Source organism: Pseudofrankia asymbiotica (assembly GCF_001983105.1).
In the GTDB taxonomy this organism is placed as follows: Bacteria; Actinomycetota; Actinomycetes; order Frankiales; family Frankiaceae; genus Pseudofrankia; species Pseudofrankia asymbiotica.
In genome coordinates this window covers 93,289-111,969 of record NZ_MOMC01000049.1, presented here as the reverse complement: position 1 = coordinate 111,969, position 18,681 = coordinate 93,289, and the positions used below count along the sequence as shown (strand labels likewise).

Below are 18,681 nucleotides of genomic sequence, written 5' to 3'. Positions count from 1 at the left end.
CAACTTCCTCAACATGATGTGGAAGGCGACGGAGCTCAAGTACGACCCGGACCCGGTCCTCGAGCACGCGCTCGACGTGCTGTTCATCCTGCACGCCGACCACGAGCAGAACTGCTCCGCCAACGCGATGCGCGCCGTCGGCAGCTCCGAGGCCGACCCGTTCTCCGCCGCCGCCGCGGCGATCGCCGCGCTCTACGGCCCGCTGCACGGCGGCGCCAACGAGCAGGTGCTGCGCATGCTGCGCGAGATCGGCTCGCCGGAGAACATCCCGGGCTTCATCGCGCAAGTGAAGGACGGCAAGAAGAAGCTGATGGGCTTCGGCCACCGGATCTACAAGAACTACGACCCGCGCGCCCGGGTGATCCGCCAGATCGCCGACGAGGTGTTCAAGGTCACCGGTACGAACCCGCTGCTGGACCTGGCGATGGAGCTGGAGCGGATCGCGCTCGAGGACGACTACTTCATCAGTCGCAAGCTCTACCCGAACGTCGACTTCTACACCGGGATCATCTACCAGGCCATGGGCTTCCCGGTGGAGATGTTCCCGGTGCTGTTCGCGATCGGCCGGATGCCGGGCTGGCTCGCCCAGTGGGAGGAAGGACTGCTCGACCCCGAGCAGAAGATCGCCCGCCCGCGCCAGCTCTACACCGGCTATGACGAGCGTTCCTACGTCCCGATGGCGACCCGTTCCGCCGCCCAGGACGCGGACGTCGACGCCATCGCCGCTCAGGCCGCCCATGCCGCCCCGGAGCGCCCGCTGCGTTAGCTTGGTCCGCTCCGTGCGGGCGCGGCGCCCGCACGGAGCGGAGCAGCGACACAGCTTCAGGGCGAGAGGCGTTCGATGGTCCAGGCGAGCTTGGCCGGGGTGCCGGCAGGAGGCTTGGCAGCGGCGTGGCGGTAGCGGAGGCGGTCGTGGAGGCGGTCGGGGCGGCCCTGCCAGAACTCGACGGTCTCCGGGACCACGAGCAGGCCGCCCCAGAACGGCGGGACCGGGATCGGCGTCCCGGGTGGCCAGCGCTCGACGAGCTCCGCGTCGCGGCGCTCCAGCTCGTCCCGCGAGGAGAGCACCGCCGACTGGTGGCTGGCCCAGGCGCCCAGCTGGCTGCCCCGGGGACGGGAGTGGAAGTACTCGGCTGACCGTTGCGCGGACACTCGTTCCACGGTCCCGACCACGATCACCTGGCGTTCCAGTGCGTACCAGGGAAAGACCAGGCTGCCGTGCGGGTTGGCCGCGCTCTCCCGCCCTTTACGGGACGTGTAGTTGGTAAAGAGAAGAAACCCCTCGGCGCCGAACCCCTTCAGCAGGACCGTCCGGGCACTCGGGCGGCCGTCCGCGTCGGYGGTGCCGAAGACCATCGCGTTCGGCTCAGGCACCCCGGAGTCGGACGCGGCGGCGTCGGCGAACCAGCGCGCGAACTGCTCCATCCAGGTCGCCGCCAGGTCGCTCTCGTCGAGTCGTCCGCCGCCATAGCCTCGTCGTACCGCCGCGAGGTCGGCGCCGAGCTGGCCGTCGGTCTCCGCCGGGACGCCAGCGAGATGCACGGGTCCGGGGCGTGCTTGGCCGGGATGAGCCTGGACCGGATTGGCGTGGCCGGGGTGGGCCTGGCCGGAGCGAGGCAGGTTCGAAGGTGGCAGGGTGGACCGTCGCCGGGTGGGCGCGGGCTCGGGGGCGGCCATGGGCCGATCCTGGCATCGCGCGCGGGGCGCCGGGGCGCAGGAGTCCTCGGTGGGGGGCGGTCTGACCGCGGTAGCGGTAGTAAAGGGCGGCTCCACGGCGCTAGCTCGCCCTTCTCTCCGTAACACGGAGGTTTCACCCACCTGACGGCGTCGTGGGATGTGAAGTACGACACCTCCCCGTCGCTGGGGGTTTCCCTGTGGCCCTGGACAGGGCGATCGTCCCCTCCCAGGAGTTGGATGGTCGGTGGGGCCCGTTCGTGGCGTCRCCGGGCCCCGGGCGGCAGGATGCTCGCCGCGGGGGACGCCGCAATCACTGCGATACATAGAGCGGAGATCCGGACTCGATGGCCGAGAAGACAAGCGATTTCAAGCCCGGTCTGGAAGGCGTGATCGCCTTTGAGACCGAGATCGCCGAGCCGGACAAGGAAGGCAGTGCGCTGCRCTATCGCGGCGTCGACATCGAGGATCTCGTCGGCAAGGTCGACTACGGCCATGTGTGGGGCCTCCTCGTCGATGGCTCCTTCGAGCCTGGCCTGCCACCGGCTGAGCCTTTCCCGGTGCCGGTGCACTCCGGTGACATAAGGGTCGATGTACAGAGCGCGCTGGCGATGCTCGCCCCGTACTGGGGGTACGGCCAGCTGATCGACATCTCGGATGAGCAGGCCCGCCAGGACCTCGCCCGGTCCTCCGTGATGGCGCTGTCGTTCGTCGCGCAGTCCGCCCGTGGCCTCGGTCAGCCGGCGGTGCCGCAGACCGAGGTCGACAGGGCGCGCACGATCACCGAGCGGTTCATGATCCGCTGGCGCGGCGAGCCGGACCCCAAGCACGTCCAGGCCGTCGACGCGTACTGGGTGTCGGCCGCCGAGCACGGCATGAACGCGTCGACGTTCACCGCCCGCGTGGTCGCCTCCACCGGAGCGGACTGCGCGGCGGCCCTGTCCGCGGCGGTCGGCGCGCTGTCCGGCCCGCTGCACGGCGGCGCGCCGTCCCGGGTGCTCGCCATGCTCGACGAGGTCGAGCGCACCGGCGACCCGGTCGGCTACGTGAAGCGAGCGCTGGACAACCACGAGCGGCTGATGGGCTTCGGCCACCGGGTGTACCGGGCCGAGGACCCGCGCGCCCGAGTGCTGCGGCGCACCGCCCGGGACCTCGGCTCGTCCCGCTACGAGGTGGCCGAGGCGCTGGAGGCGGCGGCGATCGAGGAGCTCACCAACCGCTACCCCGACCGGCCGCTGCGCACGAACGTCGAGTTCTGGTCGGCCGTGGTCCTGGACTTCGCCGAGGTGCCGGCGCATATGTTCACCTCCATGTTCACCTGTGCCCGGACCGCGGGCTGGAGCGCGCACGTCATGGAGCAGAAGCGCACCGGTCGGCTCATTCGGCCGTCCGCGCGTTACGTCGGTCCGGCGCCGCGGCCCCTGGGGGATGTCACCAGTGCCTGAGATCGTCCTGCCGGGCGAGCTTCGGCCGGCCGATGGCCGGTTCGGCTGCGGCCCGTCGAAGATCCGGCCGGAGGCGCTGGCGGCCCTGGCCGCCAGCGGCGCCGAGCTGCTGGGTACCTCGCACCGGCAGAAGCCGGTGAAGAGCCTGGTCGGCCGCGTCCGCTCCGGGATCACCCAGCTGTTCTCGCCGCCGGACGGCTACGAGGTCGTGCTGGGCGTGGGCGGGTCCACCGCGTTCTGGGACGCGGCGGCGTTCAACCTCGTTCGCGAGCGGTCACAGCACCTCGTCTTCGGCGAGTTCGGCGGGAAGTTCGCGGACACCACCAAGGGCGCGCCGTTCCTGGCCGAGCCGTCGGTGGTGAAGTCCGTGCCGGGCACCCACCCGGACTGGTCGCCGCTGGCCGGTGTCGACGTCTACGCGACACCGCACAACGAGACGTCCACGGGCGTGGTCAAGCCGGTGCGCCGGCCGGTCGGCGCCGATGAGGGCGCGCTCCACCTGGTGGACGCCACCTCCGGCGCGGGCGRCCTGCCGGTCGACGTGTCGGAGACGGACGTCTACTACTTCGCGCCGCAGAAGTGCTTCGCCTCGGATGGCGGGCTGTGGGTGGCGCTGATGTCGCCCGCGGCTCAGTCAAGGCTCGCCGAGATCAAGACGACGGATCGGTGGATCCCGCCGTTCCTGGACCTGACCACGGCGCTGGAGAACTCGACCAAGGACCAGACGTACAACACCCCGGCGGTGGCGACGCTGTTCCTGTTCGCCGAGCAGCTCGACTGGATGCTCGGGCAGGGTGGTCTGGACTGGTGCGTGTCGCGGACCGCCGAGTCGAGTTCGATCCTCTACAACTGGGCCGAGAAGACCCCGTACACGACACCGTTCGTGACCGACCCGGCGCATCGCTCGCAGGTGGTCGTCACGATCGACTTCGACGGAGTGGACGCGGCGGCGGTCGCGAAGACGCTGCGCGCGAACGGCGTCGTCGACGTCGAGCCGTACCGCAAGCTCGGCCGCAACCAACTGCGGATCGCCTGCTTCCCGGCGGTCGAGCCGGCCGACGTGGAGGCGCTCACCGGCGCGATCGAGTTCGTGGTCGAGCACCTGTAGTCGCCGCGGCCCGCGGGGCGGCGGGTGGCGCGGCTGGCCGCGGGTGGTCTGGCGGCGGGTGGTGACGATGCCCGAGTGACACCGACGTCGCGGCTCGCCCTGTCTCATCACGGTGAGGCGCGGCGTCCGACGAGCGCGGGTGTCCGCCTGAGCGTGATGATCGGCGAAGACGGCCGGTCCGACTCTCCTCCGAGAGTCGGACCGGCCGTCTTCGCGTGGAGGCCGGGGTAGCCCGAGGGCCGGTATGGCTCCGGCAATCGAGCCACGCCGGTCGTTCCACCCGATGGACACCGATGGAGCAGCCAGGCCGTCATTTGGTGGGTGCCTTCCGGCCGGGGCTGACCGGGGCCGCCGTGTGGCTGTCACCAAATGACAAAAGTCGCCCTTAGTGGTGGGACAAGGTTCCTATGTGGAAACCGATGCCCAACGGCGACGCTAGATCGCAACCCTGCCTGTGTATCCGCTATGCGACRTTGGTACCGTTCCTCACCGGCACCGGTGCACGCGCAGGGGAAGTGCCCCCGTCGGCTCGGGCCAACTAGCCCTCGTGGGTGGCAACCGCGCGGGCCGGTCCTGCGAGGGAGACGGATTCATGCGTAAATCCAGGATGCGGGCCGTCATGGCCGGCGCTGTTGGCGCGGCGGTGATCGCCGTCGGTGGACCGGCGTGGGCGGCTTCCCCTTCTCCGAGCGCGAGCCCCGAGGCGGCCGCCAGCCCATCGGCGAGCCCCACGGCCACGGCGACTCCCGTGACGGACGGCCTCGGCGTGACCATCAGCCCGCCGGCGATCAACGTGCCCACGGCCACCGCCACGGCCACGGCCACCTCGACGGGGACGCCGACGCCCGAGGCCAGCCTCACCAGCACCGCGGTGACGTCCGCGAGCCCGACGGCTACYGGCACGCCCGGGATCATCGTCGTCCCGGGCTTCGGTGAGATCGACTTCAAGAAGGGCTGCGACACCTTCAACTCCTTCTCGCCGATCAAGGTCCCCTGCGACAAGGAGATCAACGGCATCGAGGACTTCGAGGTCAACCCRCTGCTCATCACCGCCACCTGCGGCCCGAACGGCCCGGACTGGACGGTGAAGAACACCGGCGCCAAGGCGCTCGGCTTCGGCTGGTTCGACATCAACCTCGGCGGCGGCATCTCGACGATCGCGCCGGGCGAGACCCAGAAGCTCAACAGCCACTCCAAGGCCGTGATCGCCTCGCCATGGGACGCGGCGACCAATGTCCTGCTGGTCGCGATCCCCGCCGTCGGCTTCTCGACCTGCCCCGGCGCTCCGGCCGTCCCCGCCGTGCCGGCCAACCTGCCGGCCGCCCCGCCCGCCGTGGCCGTTCCCGGCACCCCGCACTTCACCGGCTGATCATGAGACTGTCCGGCAAGATCGCTCGCGCCGCGGTGATGGTGGCTCTCGCCGCCGTCGCCGTGGCCGGCTGTGGGGGTGGCGGCACCCCGGAGGCCACCCCCACCCAGATGCCGGACCCGGTGAAGACCCAGCTGGCCGCCGTGGCCGGGGTTGGCGTGGACAGCACGGTCCTGACCGCTACCGGTAACTCGGTCGCGGTCTACGCCGCGCCCGGGGCGCCCGGTGCCGCCGCGGCCACGAAGCTACGGCTGGCGAACCCGAACCAGGACGGCGCGAAGCTCGTCTTCCTCGTCACGGCCAAGATGCCGGGCTGGTGGCAGGTCCTGCTGCCAGTCCAGCCGAACGGGTCGACTGGCTGGGTCAAGGCCGAGCAGGTCACCGCGAGCAGCACTCCGTACCGGATCGTGGTGTCCCGCGGCCAGCACACCCTCACGCTCTACAAGTCGGGTGTTTCGATCGCGGTGGAGAAGGTCGCGATCGGAACCTCGGACACGCCGACGCCGGGTGGCCGGTTCTACCTCGCGGAGCTGCTGAAGCCGCCGAACCCGAACGGACCGTATGGTCCGTACGCATTCGGTCTCAACGGCTTCTCCACGACCCTCGACTCCTTCGAGGGCCAGGATCCGGTGATCGGCCTCCACGGCACCAACCAGCCGCAGATGCTCGGTCAGGACGTCTCTCACGGGTGCATCCGGCTCAGCAACGACGCCATCACCCGTCTCGCGGGAACTGTGCCGACCGGCACCCCGGTCGACATCATCGCCTAAGACGATCACCATCAACGCGCGCTGAGCGCCCTGCGGTGCTCTCCTGGGTGCTTGCGCGCCCGGGGGACGATGCGGCGGCTTAGGCTGGTTCGTCGGGGATAGCGCAAGACACGCGGGTGTCGGGCATCCGACAGCCCCGGAATTCGGGATGCGGTAGTCAGTCGCCCGTCGGATGTCCGAACCTTGGCTGGACGCTCCCAACTTCAGCCGACTGATATTGGGTGCGTAAGCCCGGCTCAGCTGGGTAGGTGGCCATAACGTTGCTGGTCAGGCCCAAGTCGGGGCTTGTATCGGTGGCAGATGGGTACGGAATGTCCAGGCTAGGCGGAGGCGATGGGGATCCCTCCGCCGCTGGGACCACGGACGTGTGGACTAGGAGGGTTCCACTCGTCGAGGACGGTCCCGCCCGGCCGCGGTCGCGCCGACCCTACGCTCGGAGGGGGGCGTACGGAGGCGCGACCGCGATCGGGGTGCTGTATCTCTGGTTCGCTCCGTCCGGGCACGGCGCTCCGCGGCCGTCCTCGCCTGGCGGCTCGGACGACCACTCCGCGCCGTGTCCTCCTCCGCTCACGGGCGCTCCGGCGACCTCGCCGCGGCCCATCCCACTTCGCTGCGCTCGTAGGACGGGCCTCCGCGAGGCGCGCCTCCGCGCCCAGCACGGTTACGTGCCGCTGAACGTCACCAATTCACCGGTGTCGCATTCGTCAGGGGGCACTTCGCTGCGCTCGTGGGACGGGCCTCCGCGAGGCGCGCCTCCGCGCGCAGCGCGGCGCCGTCGCGCCACAACGTCATCAATGCCAGACCATTCGTGCCAGGCGCGAAACAGGGCCGCCGCCGGAGCGTCGCGGAACCCGGCTCGGGCTGATACCGCGGGGCACTTCGCTGCGCTCGCGCGGGGTTCACGGCCGGCCGACGGCCGGTCCCCCTGGGCGGGGACGTCGCAGCGCGACGCCCGCACGGAGCGAACCATGACAACCTTCCCGCCCAACCCCCGTCCGACTACGACCCTGACCGCCGCCAGACCATTCCCGCCTGGGGAGCGAAGCGAGTAAGGGCCGGAGCGCGCCGCCCGCACGGAGCGAACCATGTCACAGCCCGGATGGAGCGAACCAGAAACTACGCGCGGTCTCCGCGGACGATGTTGAGATGCGGACGGTGGGAGTCCTGCATGGGGGTGGGGCCGGTCTTCGCGGCGGCCGAACGGTAGCGGTCGAAGGCGGCCTGGGCGCGACTCTCCAGGTCGTCGACGAGCGCGAGTTGGGCGCGGACCCGCCGCTCACCCGCCGGTCCGGCGGCCAGCAGGTCCGAGAGGCAGTGGTCCACCGCCCGCCGTGCCGCAAGCCACCCAAGGAGCAGGCGGGAACGGTCCATGTCCGATACCTCGTCCACCGAGAGTTATCCCTCCGGATTGCTGATTGCTCGCTCCGGTCGCGTCTCCTGCCTCGCCTGGCGGTGCGACGTGTGTCGGCGCCGTCCTCAGCGCCCGCGCTGGTGCCCACTCCCAGAGTGCCGCAGYTAGGCCGGCGACGCCCAATAGTTCGCCGAAACCGCCCGCTCCATCGACCTGCCAACCCGGCCTTGCCGCTGGTCAGCGCACCGGCGCGTCCCGGGCAGGCCGGAGGATCGGCGAGGAACCGCGCACACCGATCCGTCAGCCTCGCCCCGTCGTCCGTCAGCATGCCCAGCGCCACGTGGGTGGATCGCGGGACCGAGGAGGCTCGGCGCCGATCGACCACCAATCGCCCCGCGCCGGTGCGCGGCGCGCATCGGTCGGCACGGCGGGCGCCGAGGTCGGCGGGGCTCCCAAGCACGGCGATCGGGAGGATTCTCGTCGGTCAGCGGACGGATTGGTGGGACGCCGCCAGAGCGCGGCGACGGCCCGGCGAGGCCGGCACCCGACCTTCTCGGGTGTCCGCCGTGACGGCGAGCACTGACAGGTCCGCTCACGCGGGAATTCACGACGCGAGGCCGCCGTGGACCATCCCGCGGCTACTTTCCGTAAGCGAATCCCGGCACGCCGTCGACCTATCGGCTCGCTGGCGCACATGTCTTCGCATCCTCTCGTGCAGGTTCAGCCGCGTGAGACCCGGCCAGGCCGCCGCGCCGCCAGCGGCCGGTGGCGGGCGGGGCCTCGCCAGCCTGGGCAGGACGTGGCAACGCGAGTACCGACGGCCATGACGGACAACCAGAGGTCGAGCGCCTGGGCGTTACCGGACAGAATGGGCGTTGTGTCGGCCGTCCGTTGCCGCCGGGCCGCCACGGTCTGGCTTCTCAGCCTCACGCTCGCGGTGCCCGCCACCGCCGGATGCGGAATCCTCGCTGACGACCGGCCCGCCACCCAGGCCGCGTCCGGTCCCACGCCAGCCGCGGCCGCCGTCGTGACACGCACGGCCGGCCCGGACGCGTACGAACGCTCCGGCCGGCCGGGCAATCTGCGGCTGGTCCTGCCAGGCGCCGACACCGCGGGGCCGTACCCGCTGGTCATCGCGCTGCACAGCCTCTTCCACGACGGCGGCGAGGCGGCCGGGTGGGGTCTGGACAAGCTGGCGAAGACGGCCGGCTTCGCGCTGGTCAGTCCGGACGGCATCGACGGGTCGTGGAACGCGGGTACCTGCTGCGACAGGGCGGCCAACGCCTCCGTCGATGACGTCGGCTGGCTGCACGCGCTGATCCAGCACCTGGAGAGCAACTACCCGATCGATCCGGCGCGGGTGGTCATAATCGGGCTCTCCAACGGCGGAATGATGGCGTACCGGTACGCCTGCGAACATCCCGAGGACCTCGCGGGGATCGCGGTTGTCGCCGGCAGCCTGCAGCAGCTGGGCTGCCGCCCGAACGCGCCGGTCACGGTCGTCTCGGTGCACGGCGGCAAGGACGGGCACGTGCCCGGCGCCGGGACGCCCTGGCAGCCCGCGCTCGGCACACCGATCACCTCGACCGAGCAGAGCCTCGCCCCGTTCCGGGCGGCCGACCGCTGCGAGACGCCGACCCACCCGGGCGACGTCACGGCCGCCGGCCAGGACGGCGCGCCCCGGCTGTCGCCGACCATCGGCACGAGCGGCGCGGCGGTGACTCCCGCCCAGATCCGAGCCGTGCTCGCGGCGGTCACGCCTCAGGCCCAACCGACAGCCGCTTCCGGGGGCCCCACGACCGGTCCCGGGGCGGGCGGCACCGCCGCGCCGGCCCCCTCCTCGACCACCGCGGCATCCACGACGCCCTCGTTCACGCTGCTGACGGTCGACCCGGCGACGAGCCCGGCGGACGCGGTGCGCACCGAGTCGACGTGCGCCACCGGTACCCGGGTGGTCGACTACTACCTGCCGGACGTCGACCACGGCTGGCCGCCCGCCACCGGCCCCGGTGCCTTCGACACCGCGTCAGTGCTCTGGCAGCTGCTGAGCACGGCACGCGCTCACGCGGCCTCCACCGGCCGCTGACGCGGTATCCGAGGCGCCAGCCTCCTCAGGCGGCGGGTTGGAAGGACCTGCGCAGCGAGGTCATCAGGGTGTCGAGTTCCGCGTCGGAGTCGGCGGGCACCCGGACGATCAGGACGTAGACGGCACCGGACGCGTCGACCGAGCGCATCAGATACGAGACCTTCTGCCCCTGCCTGGTGTACGTACCGGTGAGCTCACGCACCTTGGCGCCGGACACCGGGTCGGTGACGTCGCCGGAGCCGGTGACGGCGAGACCCGGCTGGCCGCCGAACTCGAGTGCCTGCACCTTGGACAGCGCACCGGCCCCGTCGACCCCGGTCCGCCTGGCGACGCCGACCATTCGCGGCCCGGACGGCTCTCCGAAGAACACCCCGGTGGAGTCCTCACGCGCCGCCCAGCTGCCGGGATGGGAGAAGGTCGACTTCGCCTTGCTGGCCGTCGTGGTGTACGAGACCCAGTCCGATGGCACGGCCGGGGTCGCCGCCGCGCTTGGCGACGGTGCGGGCGTCCCTCCGGCCGGGGCGGACGTGATCGCCGTCGGGGTGGCGCTCGTTGGAGCCGCCACGGCGCTCTCGCCGCTGGGGCGGACCTTCTCCCACACGACACCCGCGCCGACACCGAGGCCGAGCGCGAACCCGAGCCAGACCAGCGCGATCACCAGCCGGCGCAGGAACAGGCCCATCCCTGGATCCGGCGCCACCTTGGCGGAGGAGACCCTGGCGGAGGAGCTGGCGCCACTCTCGAGGCCGTCGCCGGAATCCTCAGCATCATCGACCTCGGAGAAGCGGCCGGAGCTCTCGGGCGACACGGCGAACCTGGAGGACGTCGCTGCGGCGGCCGCGCGGCGCGCTCCGGTCCCGCGGCCAGGTTGGAAGCCACCTTCATCGGCGTCGCCATCTCTGGGGGCGACGCCCCGCCCTCCGGTACGCCAGGGACGCTCACCGGCACCGCCGGGGCCGTCGGCCCTGGCCCGCTCGCCGGCGGCCGGGCCGGGCGCTGACGCGAACCGGCCGGTTCCACCGCCGGCCCTGGGCGACGGATCCGTGCCAACAGGCAGCCCGTCGGTAGGTGGATCCTGGTTCTCGGGGCTTGTCCGCCCGGCCGGTCTCCGGTCGTCCCAGCCGTCCTGACGGCCCGGGCTGACGGCCGGACGGGCGCCCGTGGCCGGACGGCCACCCGTCGCCGGACGGGCGCCCGTGGCCTGGTAGCCACCCCGGCGTGGTGGGCCGTCGTCATCGCTCCGGTAGTCGCGGGCCGGCCCGGTGCCTCGTCCAGTGGGCTCCTCGCGGCGCCGGTTCCCGGATCCGTCGCGGTCGCCGCCGCGTCCGGTGTTCCCCCGCTGTTCGCCGCCGGCGCGAGTGCGGCCGCCCTCGTAGCCTGGCCTGGTACCTCCGGATTGGTCCGCGATGTCCTCGCGGCCGGCGCCTCGCCCGCCGGGGGGACGCCGGGCTTCCGGCTCCTCGCGGTAGTAGCCGTCGCGTGGGTACGGCGCGCGCCCGTCGCTGTCCTGCCGGTACCCGTCGGACTCGTCGGCGCGACGTCCGGTCACCGCGGACCGACGCGGGTCGACCGGGCCGGGCCGGCGAGCACCGTCCGTCACCAGGCAGCCTCCATCCGGAACTCATGCCAGATTTGCCCAACACCGGTGTACCACCGCTGTTGGTTCCCCATTGCGGCAGGTCCTGATCAACCGGGCCTTCGTCGCCTACAAGGCATTGAGCATGCCACCGAGCATTTCGATCGCATAGGCGTCGACCGAGCACTAACGCGGATGAGACGGTGAAATCATGACAGAATGCTTCCCGCCGGGCACGCTACGGCGATGGGGCGGTCACGCAACGCTGTCAGACCGGCCCGACTCCGCCCCGACTCCCCTCCGGATTCGTTCGATTCAGGACCGTCCAAACGGGCGTTCGGGACATTCGTCTACGGTGACCAGTTGGACGACGCCCCACCCCCGGCACCCGCGAGGAGCGGGGCGGGCGCCCGCACGGGCGTCCCGCGCCCGCGCACGGGACGCGGACTGGCGCCCGCAGGAACAGACCAAGGGGGAGCGATGCGGGACTCGTTCAAGGGGTTCAAGCAGTTCGTTTTGCGCGGCAACATCATCGACCTGGCCGTGGCCGTCGTGGTCGGTACCGCGTTCACAGCGCTGGTCTCGTCGCTGGTGAACAACATCTTCACGCCGCTCATCGCGGCGATCGGCGGCAAGYAGGACTTCTCCACCCTGCATTTCAAGATCAACAACAGCGTGTTCCGGTACGGCGCGTTCATCAACAGCGTGATCACTTTTCTGATCGTCACCGCGGTGATCTACTTCTTGGTCGTGCTGCCGCTGGCCAAGCTCAACGAGCGGCGCGCGCGTGGCCAGGTGCCCGTCGAGGAGGAGCCCGTGCTGTCCGACGAGGCCCGGCTGCTGATCGAGATCCGTGACCTGCTCGCGACCCGCGACCCCGGCTCCGGCTCCGGCACGGACAGGACGAAGTCGATCCTCTGACGGCCCGGTCACACCGGCCGCACCGGTCAAACCGGTCACAGCGGTCTAGCCTGCTCTGGTCTGACCTGGCCGGTGGCCCACCGCCACCGGCCAGGCCCGCGGACGGCGGCTGACACGCGAAGATGGCGGACTCGCGTGTCAGCCCACCGACCCGCGCCGGACCCGCCAGTCCGATAACCGATAGCCTGCGGAGACCGCTTAGCGGAAACGTTGGATGGATTTCAGGAATCACTCAGGGTCCGCCGGGAAAGTGCATCTCATGACAACGCGTCCCACCTTCAACACCACCGCGTTCGGCAACAGCGACGCGGACGGCCGGCCAATCGATGCCCGGGAGGTGCCTGACGCCGCGTCCGAGTACCGCTCGCCCTGGGCTCCGCCTGTAACGGGCTCGGCCGAGAACACCGGACCCGGCGCGGCCCCACAGGGGCCGCCCGGCGGGTTCGGACATACGCCATATGCCGGCGGCATGAACCCGGCCACGGGCCCCGTCCCCACCGGCCCGGCGACCGGCGGGGTCCCGACGAACACGGTGTTCAACACCGAGGGCACGCCGGGCCCCAACCCGCCGACTGGTCCCGGTCCCGGGCAGAGCTCTCCGTGGGGCCCGCCGCGATCCCCACAATCCCCACCCTGGTCAGCGGGCCCGCCTTCGGGCCAGCCATGGGCGGCCCCGCAGTACCCGCCGCCCACCGGCGGGTACGGCTCACCCGTCGGCGGTGCCCCCAGTGGTCCTGTCGGGCCGGGCGGGCCGGGCCGAGGCCCTGGTCGCTCGGGCCCGCTGGGCGGCCGGCGCCGGCTGGCCGCCGCGGCGGTCGCGCTGGTCCTCGTCAGCGGGGGCATCGGCGGCGGAGTCGGGGCCCTGGTCGCTGACAACAACGGCTCCGGCTCCCAGGTCGTCACCGGCTCAGGGCTGACCCGCGACACCGACAACTCCCCCGTCGCGCCGGCCGCCGACGGCACCGTCAGCAAGGCCGCGCAGATCATCCTGCCCAGCGTGGTCACGATCTCCGAGGTGTCGAGCAGCGAGGCCGGCACCGGGTCCGGCATGATCATCCGTGCGGACGGCTACATCCTGACCAACAACCACGTCGTATCGGGTGCCTCGTCCGGCGGATCGCTCACCGTGACGCTGCAGAGCGGCGAGCAGCTTGACGCCACCGTCGTGGGTACCGACCCCAGCTCGGACCTCGCGGTCGTCAAGATCAACAAGACCGGCCTCACAGCGGCGACGTTCGGTGACTCCGACGCGCTGCAGATCGGGGAACTGGTGGTCGCGGTCGGCAGCCCGCTCGGCCTGTCCGGGACGGTCACCTCCGGCATCGTCAGCGCCGTGCACCGGCCGGTGCGCACCGGCGACAGCCAGGTACAGGACCAGAACGCGGTGCTCGACGCGATCCAGACCGACACCGCTATCAACCCGGGCAACTCGGGCGGGCCGCTGGTCAACAGCAAGGGCCAGATCGTCGGCATCAACAGCGCGATCGCGACTGTCGACAGCGGCAGCGGGTTCGGGCAACAGCAGCAGCAGTCCGGCAACATCGGCGTCGGCTTCGCGATCGCCAGCAACTACGCGCAGAAGATCGCCGAGCAGCTCATCGCGACCGGCCACGCCTCTCACCCGTACCTCGGCGTGAGCGCGTCGGACGTGGGCAGCAACCCGACCAGCACCGGCGGCGAGGGCGCCCAGGTCCGGTCGCTCGTCGGCGGTGGCCCGGCCGAGCAGGCCGGTCTGCGGGTCGGCGACATCATCACCAAGCTCGACGACCGGACGGTGGCCGACACCGACTCGCTGATCGCGGCGGTACGGGCACACGAGATCGGCGACAACGTCTCGGTCACCTACAGCCGTGACGGCCAGAATCGGACCGTCCAGATCAAGCTGGCCCAGCAGCCGCAGTAGCCAGGCGGCGCGGTACCCCTACGCGGTACCCCAGCGCCCGTGGGTGGCCCGACAGCTCCCACGACCGCGGGCGGGCACCCGAGCCCGGCCGGTGGCAACCACCGGCCGGGCTCGTCGCCGTTCGGGACCGGCCACCCGGAGAGTTGTCGAACACCTCCGGTCGTCGTACGGGGCACCCGTCCCCTCGTGGGAGCCGCCATTCGGCGATGGACTGACGCCCACGCCGACGCCCACGCCGACGCCCACGCCGCCGCCGACGCCGACGCCGACGCTGCGCGGTGTTCGGGCCGATGTTCCGCGGGTCGGCGGCGCGGCCATCAATGGTGGCCGCGCCGCGAATACCTGACGGAATCGCGGGTGTTCATTCCGATTTTCCCACCAGATACACCACGGACGCTCAGAAAACGATTCCGAGTCCGGCGCCACGATGTGGCGCGGATTGTGCGCGGCAACGCCGGGCGGTCGCCCGGGAGCGGCCCGACCGATCGCCCGCGGTGCCGCCGCGGGGGCGGGTTGTCCCATAACTGACGTGATCCGCCCTGGAACTGCTGTACGTCTGGTGCCCTCAGATGAGAACATGTTGAGGGAGAAGGCGTCACAGATCGGCATCTTGTAGGCCAAGTACGGCCATCGCCGTCAAGTCCGATGGGCTGTCAAACGCGCGACACGGCGATCTTCGCAAGCTTCACGCCCAACGAAGGCCTGGCTCCTAATATTGGTGCGTCCGACAGAACGACAGGAGCGGCGGGCGATATGGACGGCGACGCGGATCTGGTGGCACGAGTACGCCGCGGCGACCGTCAGGCGTTTGACGATCTCTACGATCGGTACGCGGACGACGTCTTCTCGATGTGCGTTGTCGTTCTGGGGGACCCGACGGTCGCCCGTGCCGCCGCCGGCACGGCGTTCGCCCTCGTGGCCCGCACCCGGATGAACCCGCTGAGCGAGCCGGCCCGCCTTCGGTCGTGGCTGCTCKAGCTTGCCCGTGGCAGCGCCCTCGCCTGGTCCGGGTCGCCGCAGGCGCGCAGCGCGCCCGTGCCGCACGGCGTCAGCGCCGAGGACATGATCGACGGGGCAGTGGTGCCCGCGCCAGCCAGCCTGCGCGTCGGCCTGGCGCGCACCTTCGACCGGGCCGCCAGCGCCGCCGCGCACGAACGAGCCGCCCAGGAGCGCCTCGCCTCCCGGACGGACTACGGCCTGGAGTCGTCCGGCCTGCCGATCCGCACGACCGGCGCCGCCGTCGCGATGGCCGGCGCCGCCGCGTTCGCCGAGACGGACGCGGACACCGCCGGCGACGCCACCCGACGCGACGTCGCCGGCGCGGTCGGCCTTGGCGCCGTGGTCGCGGCCGGGCTCGCCGACGCCCCGACCATCGCCTCCGGCGCGAGCGGAGGCGTGGCCGCGACCGGAGGCTCGGGATCGGCCGGGTCGAATCTCGCGGCGGCCGCGGCCGACAAGGGGAACGCCGCGACGCACGCCCACGGCGGGAACCTCGCCCAGGCAGCCGCTGACCACCTGACCAAGGCGGCCCAGGGGACCACGAAGAGCGCCGGCGCCGCGCACGTCGGCGGCGGAAACGCCGCCCAGGCGGCCGCCGACCATCTGACCAAGGCCACCGGGCACGACCCGGCTGGCGGCGGCGGCGTACACGGCCACGCCGCCGCCGCGCACGGCCACGCCGTCGGCGTCTCGAAGGCGAAGGCCTCCGGCGGCGACTCCGCGGCGACCAGCCACGCCGTGGCCAGCCACGGCAACGCCGCGAACGCCGCCCAGCAGGCGCGGTCGGCCCAGCCGCGGGGGGCGTCCGACGAAGCCACCAGCCCAGGGCACCTCCCCGCCGACGACGTCGACCCGCCGACCGTCGACGTCGACCTCGGTGAGCTCGTCGACACGAACGTGACGCCGTTCCCGGCCCGCCGGTACGACGCCGACGGTCACTACTACGCCGACGGCCAGGGCGCACCGCTGGTGCCGATCGACGGCCCCGAGGGGCGCCGCCGCCACGGGTCGCCAGACTGGCGCACCCGCCCGGCGATCGCGGTGGCGGCCTCGCTGGTCGTGGCTGTCGCCGGTATCACCGCCGCGCTCAACTGGCCGGCGCCGACGGCCCAACTGTCCGCTCAGGACTTTCCCGACGTGGCGATCGTGGCCCCCTCGCTGGAGGTGGGCAAGGCGGCCGGCGCGGGGTCGACCAGCCGGCCGACTCCGCCCGGGCCGACGGCCGCGCCGACCGTCGGCGTCTCCAGCCACCCGGGCCCGGGAGATCAGCCGCGGCTCGTCAGCGACGACCACCCGATCGCCACGGCGACGCCATCCCCGCCCACGCGGGCGGGCGCCTCATCGGCGCCCGTGAGCACACCGCCGCCGCCGCCGGCGACCACCACCACCACCAGGGGCTCCAGCTCCAGCCCGTCGCCGACGCGCACGACGAACTCGCCCACGCCGTCGCCGACGCGCACCACGAACTCGCCCACGCCGTCACCGACCCGTACGACGACCTCGCCTCCGCCCGACGGGGGCGCTCCCACCACCCCGCCGCCTCCGCCGACGTCGTCCGCGCCGAGCACGCCACCCCCGTCGCCCAAGACGAGCCCTCCGACCACCGAGTCGAACAGCGGCACCTCGTCGATCCCCGGCACCGTCGGCTCCGGAACCACCGCCAACATCTAGTCCTCGCCCCGGTGGCGGCCCCGGTCTGAGCGGCGCCTCCGGTCTGAGCGCGACCGGGGACGCGCTCGGGGCTAGGACTCGCGCAGGTAGGTGAGGACGGCGAGCACGCGGCGGTGGTCGCTGCCGGAGGCCTCCAGGCCCAGCTTGGAGAAGACGTTCGAGATGTGTTTCTCGACGGCGCCGGCGCTCACCACCAGCTCGCCGGCGATCGCCGCGTTGGAGCGGCCCTCGGCCATCAGCCGCAGCACCTCGCGCTCACGCGGGGTCAGGGAGGCCATCGGGTCGTCGCGCCGGGTGCGGACGAGGAGCTGCGCGACCACCTCGGGATCCATCACGGTGCCGCCCGAGGCCACCCGGCGGACGGCCTCGACGAACTCCCGGACATCGGCGACGCGGTCCTTGAGCAGGTAGCCGATACTGCCGGCGCCGTCGGCGAGCAGTTCGGCGGCGTACTGCTTCTCGACGTACTGGCTGAGCACCAGCACCGGCGAGCCCGGCACGGTGGAGCGGGCCGTGATCGCGGCCCGCAGCCCCTCGTCGCGGTGCGACGGCGGCATCCGCACGTCGACGACGGAGACGTCCGGGCGGTGGGTGGCGATCGCCTCGACCAGGGCGGGTCCGTCACCGACCGCCGCGACGATCTCACAGCCCGCGTCGGTCAGCAGCCGGGACAGCCCTTCCCGCAGCAGCACCGAGTCCTCGGCGATCACGACCCGCACGGGTCCTCCTGGTCCTTGGTCCATCGTCGGCAAGCCGTCGCGACGCGTCTGCTGGCGTGCCTTCGGCCACGCGAGGCTCAGCCATTGTCGCGCGGCCTTTCAGCGGGGTCGTTGCCGGATGTCCGGCGCGGGTGACGCGGCGCTAACCGGAGGCGGGCGGTGTCACCGAATCCCCGGGGCGCACCATGCCCGGGACGCGCACCTGGACATAGATGCCGCATTCGGTGTGACCGTAGTGAGCGGAAAGCTCCTTGACGACCTTGAGGTCACGCTCCGCGGTATCCGGGTTGACGGTGGTCGCGGCGCAGCGCCGGGTGACGGAGAGCCCCCGGGCCCGAACCGGGCCCAGGGCGAAGTCCCTGTCGACCCAGTCGCGCTCGGCCCAGGCCGGGATACCGTCGATGTAGATGTTCGCCCGAAACCGCAGCGGGTGGACCGACTGGCCGACCCGCTCGGCGAGGTCGCGCACGGATGCCAGGTTGATGACGGACACCGCGCGCATCAGGTCCGGCCCGCCCGGCCCCGCGTCAGTGAACCGGTGCCCGGCGCGGGCCTCGACCAGTCGGGGCAGCCCGCCGCCGCCACCCGTCCCGGGCGCGTCGGCGCCGTTCGTGCCGGCCGTCTCATCGGCCAGGTGGGGGGCGCCGGATGTGCCGGCGGTCGGGGCGGCGAGCCCGCCGAAGTACTCCTCGACGGCGCGTCGTCCGGCCGCGGTGCCAAGGTCCGCCGACCAGCGCTCGGCGCCGTCGTCGACGCCGAGCCGGCCGGTGGCCGGGTCGTAGCTCGTGCGGACGCGGGCGAGCGCCTCGTCGCGCTGCAGCATCAGGAACCGCGTCTTGTGCAGCGCCGCCGGATGGTCCTCGTCGAAGTCGGTGTCGGGCAACGCGAACGCGAACAGACGATCGCCGGGGACGCCCTCGTCGGCGCTCAGCGCGACCTGACTGAGCGGCTCGGCGGACAGCCCCTTCACCGGGTACCGGTAGAGCTCGGCTACCCGCGGATCAGCCGAAACACCCATCTACTCGCTCCCTCGTCCGCAACCCTTCCCGTCCGCCAACCCAAGGTCGCACGACGATGGCGCGGCCTTCG

At 72.1% G+C, this 18,681-nt stretch carries 14 protein-coding genes; 9 read left to right on the top strand and 5 right to left on the bottom strand.

Going from position 1 to position 18,681, the window contains the following annotated elements; translation table 11 throughout:
* Window positions 1-766 (top strand): citrate/2-methylcitrate synthase (locus BL253_RS24390; protein WP_274535248.1); only part of this gene is annotated, 766 nt, incomplete at its 5' end.
* Window positions 767-822: 56 nt separating this feature from the next.
* Here the strand turns inward: BL253_RS24390 and pdxH are convergent.
* Window positions 823-1,677, bottom strand: coding sequence for a pyridoxamine 5'-phosphate oxidase (gene pdxH / locus BL253_RS24385; RefSeq protein ID WP_081438641.1), 855 nt, complete (start codon window positions 1,675-1,677; stop codon window positions 823-825).
* A gap of 344 nt (window positions 1,678-2,021) precedes the next feature.
* Between pdxH and BL253_RS24380 the strand changes: the two genes are divergently transcribed.
* The 4 genes from BL253_RS24380 to BL253_RS24365 all read left to right on the top strand — a co-directional run bounded on the left by BL253_RS24380 (window position 2,022) and on the right by BL253_RS24365 (window position 6,366).
* Entirely contained in the window at window positions 2,022-3,119 is a 1,098-nt protein-coding gene (locus BL253_RS24380; RefSeq protein WP_076819435.1) for a citrate synthase 2, read from the top strand.
* The gene (serC, locus tag BL253_RS24375) at window positions 3,103-4,227 is read left to right on the top strand and encodes a phosphoserine transaminase (RefSeq protein WP_076819434.1); all 1,125 of its coding nucleotides are present in this window, start codon (window positions 3,103-3,105) and stop codon (window positions 4,225-4,227) included. Before BL253_RS24380 ends, serC begins: the two co-directional genes overlap by 17 nt.
* 592 nt (window positions 4,228-4,819) lie before the next feature.
* On the top strand, window positions 4,820-5,596 hold the full coding sequence (locus BL253_RS24370) for a hypothetical protein (protein ID WP_076819432.1): 777 nt from the start codon (window positions 4,820-4,822) through the stop codon (window positions 5,594-5,596).
* 2 nt (window positions 5,597-5,598) lie between these two features.
* Window positions 5,599-6,366 carry a L,D-transpeptidase gene (locus BL253_RS24365; protein ID WP_076819431.1) on the top strand — a complete coding sequence of 256 codons (768 nt, stop codon included), beginning with the start codon at window positions 5,599-5,601 and terminating at the stop codon, window positions 6,364-6,366.
* 1,116 nt (window positions 6,367-7,482) lie between these two features.
* On the opposite strand, the gene BL253_RS24360 is transcribed toward BL253_RS24365, so the two are convergent.
* The gene (locus BL253_RS24360) at window positions 7,483-7,755 is read right to left on the bottom strand and encodes a hypothetical protein (RefSeq protein ID WP_076819429.1); all 273 of its coding nucleotides are present in this window, start codon (window positions 7,753-7,755) and stop codon (window positions 7,483-7,485) included.
* Window positions 7,756-8,585: 830 nt separating this feature from the next.
* Here BL253_RS24360 and BL253_RS24355 point away from each other — a divergent pair.
* Entirely contained in the window at window positions 8,586-9,803 is a 1,218-nt protein-coding gene (locus BL253_RS24355) for a CE1 family esterase (protein ID WP_076819427.1), read from the top strand.
* 25 nt (window positions 9,804-9,828) lie between these two features.
* On the opposite strand, the gene BL253_RS43010 is transcribed toward BL253_RS24355, so the two are convergent.
* A complete protein-coding gene (locus BL253_RS43010) occupies window positions 9,829-11,403 on the bottom strand; it encodes a hypothetical protein (protein ID WP_198946379.1) in 1,575 nt (524 codons plus the stop codon).
* 456 nt (window positions 11,404-11,859) lie between these two features.
* Here BL253_RS43010 and mscL point away from each other — a divergent pair, with 456 nt between their 5' ends.
* The 3 genes from mscL (at window position 11,860) to BL253_RS43005 (ending at window position 16,873) form a co-directional block, all read left to right on the top strand.
* Window positions 11,860-12,300 carry a large conductance mechanosensitive channel protein MscL gene (gene mscL / locus BL253_RS24345; protein ID WP_076819426.1) on the top strand — a complete coding sequence of 147 codons (441 nt, stop codon included), beginning with the start codon at window positions 11,860-11,862 and terminating at the stop codon, window positions 12,298-12,300.
* Between the two features lie 259 nt (window positions 12,301-12,559).
* A complete protein-coding gene (locus BL253_RS24340) occupies window positions 12,560-14,203 on the top strand; it encodes a S1C family serine protease (RefSeq protein ID WP_076819468.1) in 1,644 nt (547 codons plus the stop codon).
* A gap of 753 nt (window positions 14,204-14,956) precedes the next feature.
* Entirely contained in the window at window positions 14,957-16,873 is a 1,917-nt protein-coding gene (locus tag BL253_RS43005; RefSeq protein WP_096336074.1) for an RNA polymerase sigma factor, read from the top strand.
* Window positions 16,874-16,944: 71 nt separating this feature from the next.
* Here BL253_RS43005 and BL253_RS24330 read toward each other — a convergent pair whose 3' ends face one another.
* Together BL253_RS24330 and BL253_RS24325 are read right to left on the bottom strand one after the other, a co-directional pair.
* Window positions 16,945-17,592, bottom strand: coding sequence for a response regulator transcription factor (locus BL253_RS24330; RefSeq protein WP_076819425.1), 648 nt, complete (start codon window positions 17,590-17,592; stop codon window positions 16,945-16,947).
* Window positions 17,593-17,734: 142 nt separating this feature from the next.
* A complete protein-coding gene (locus tag BL253_RS24325; RefSeq protein WP_076819423.1) occupies window positions 17,735-18,610 on the bottom strand; it encodes an MOSC domain-containing protein in 876 nt (291 codons plus the stop codon).
* Between the last annotated feature and the right edge of the window lie 71 nt (window positions 18,611-18,681).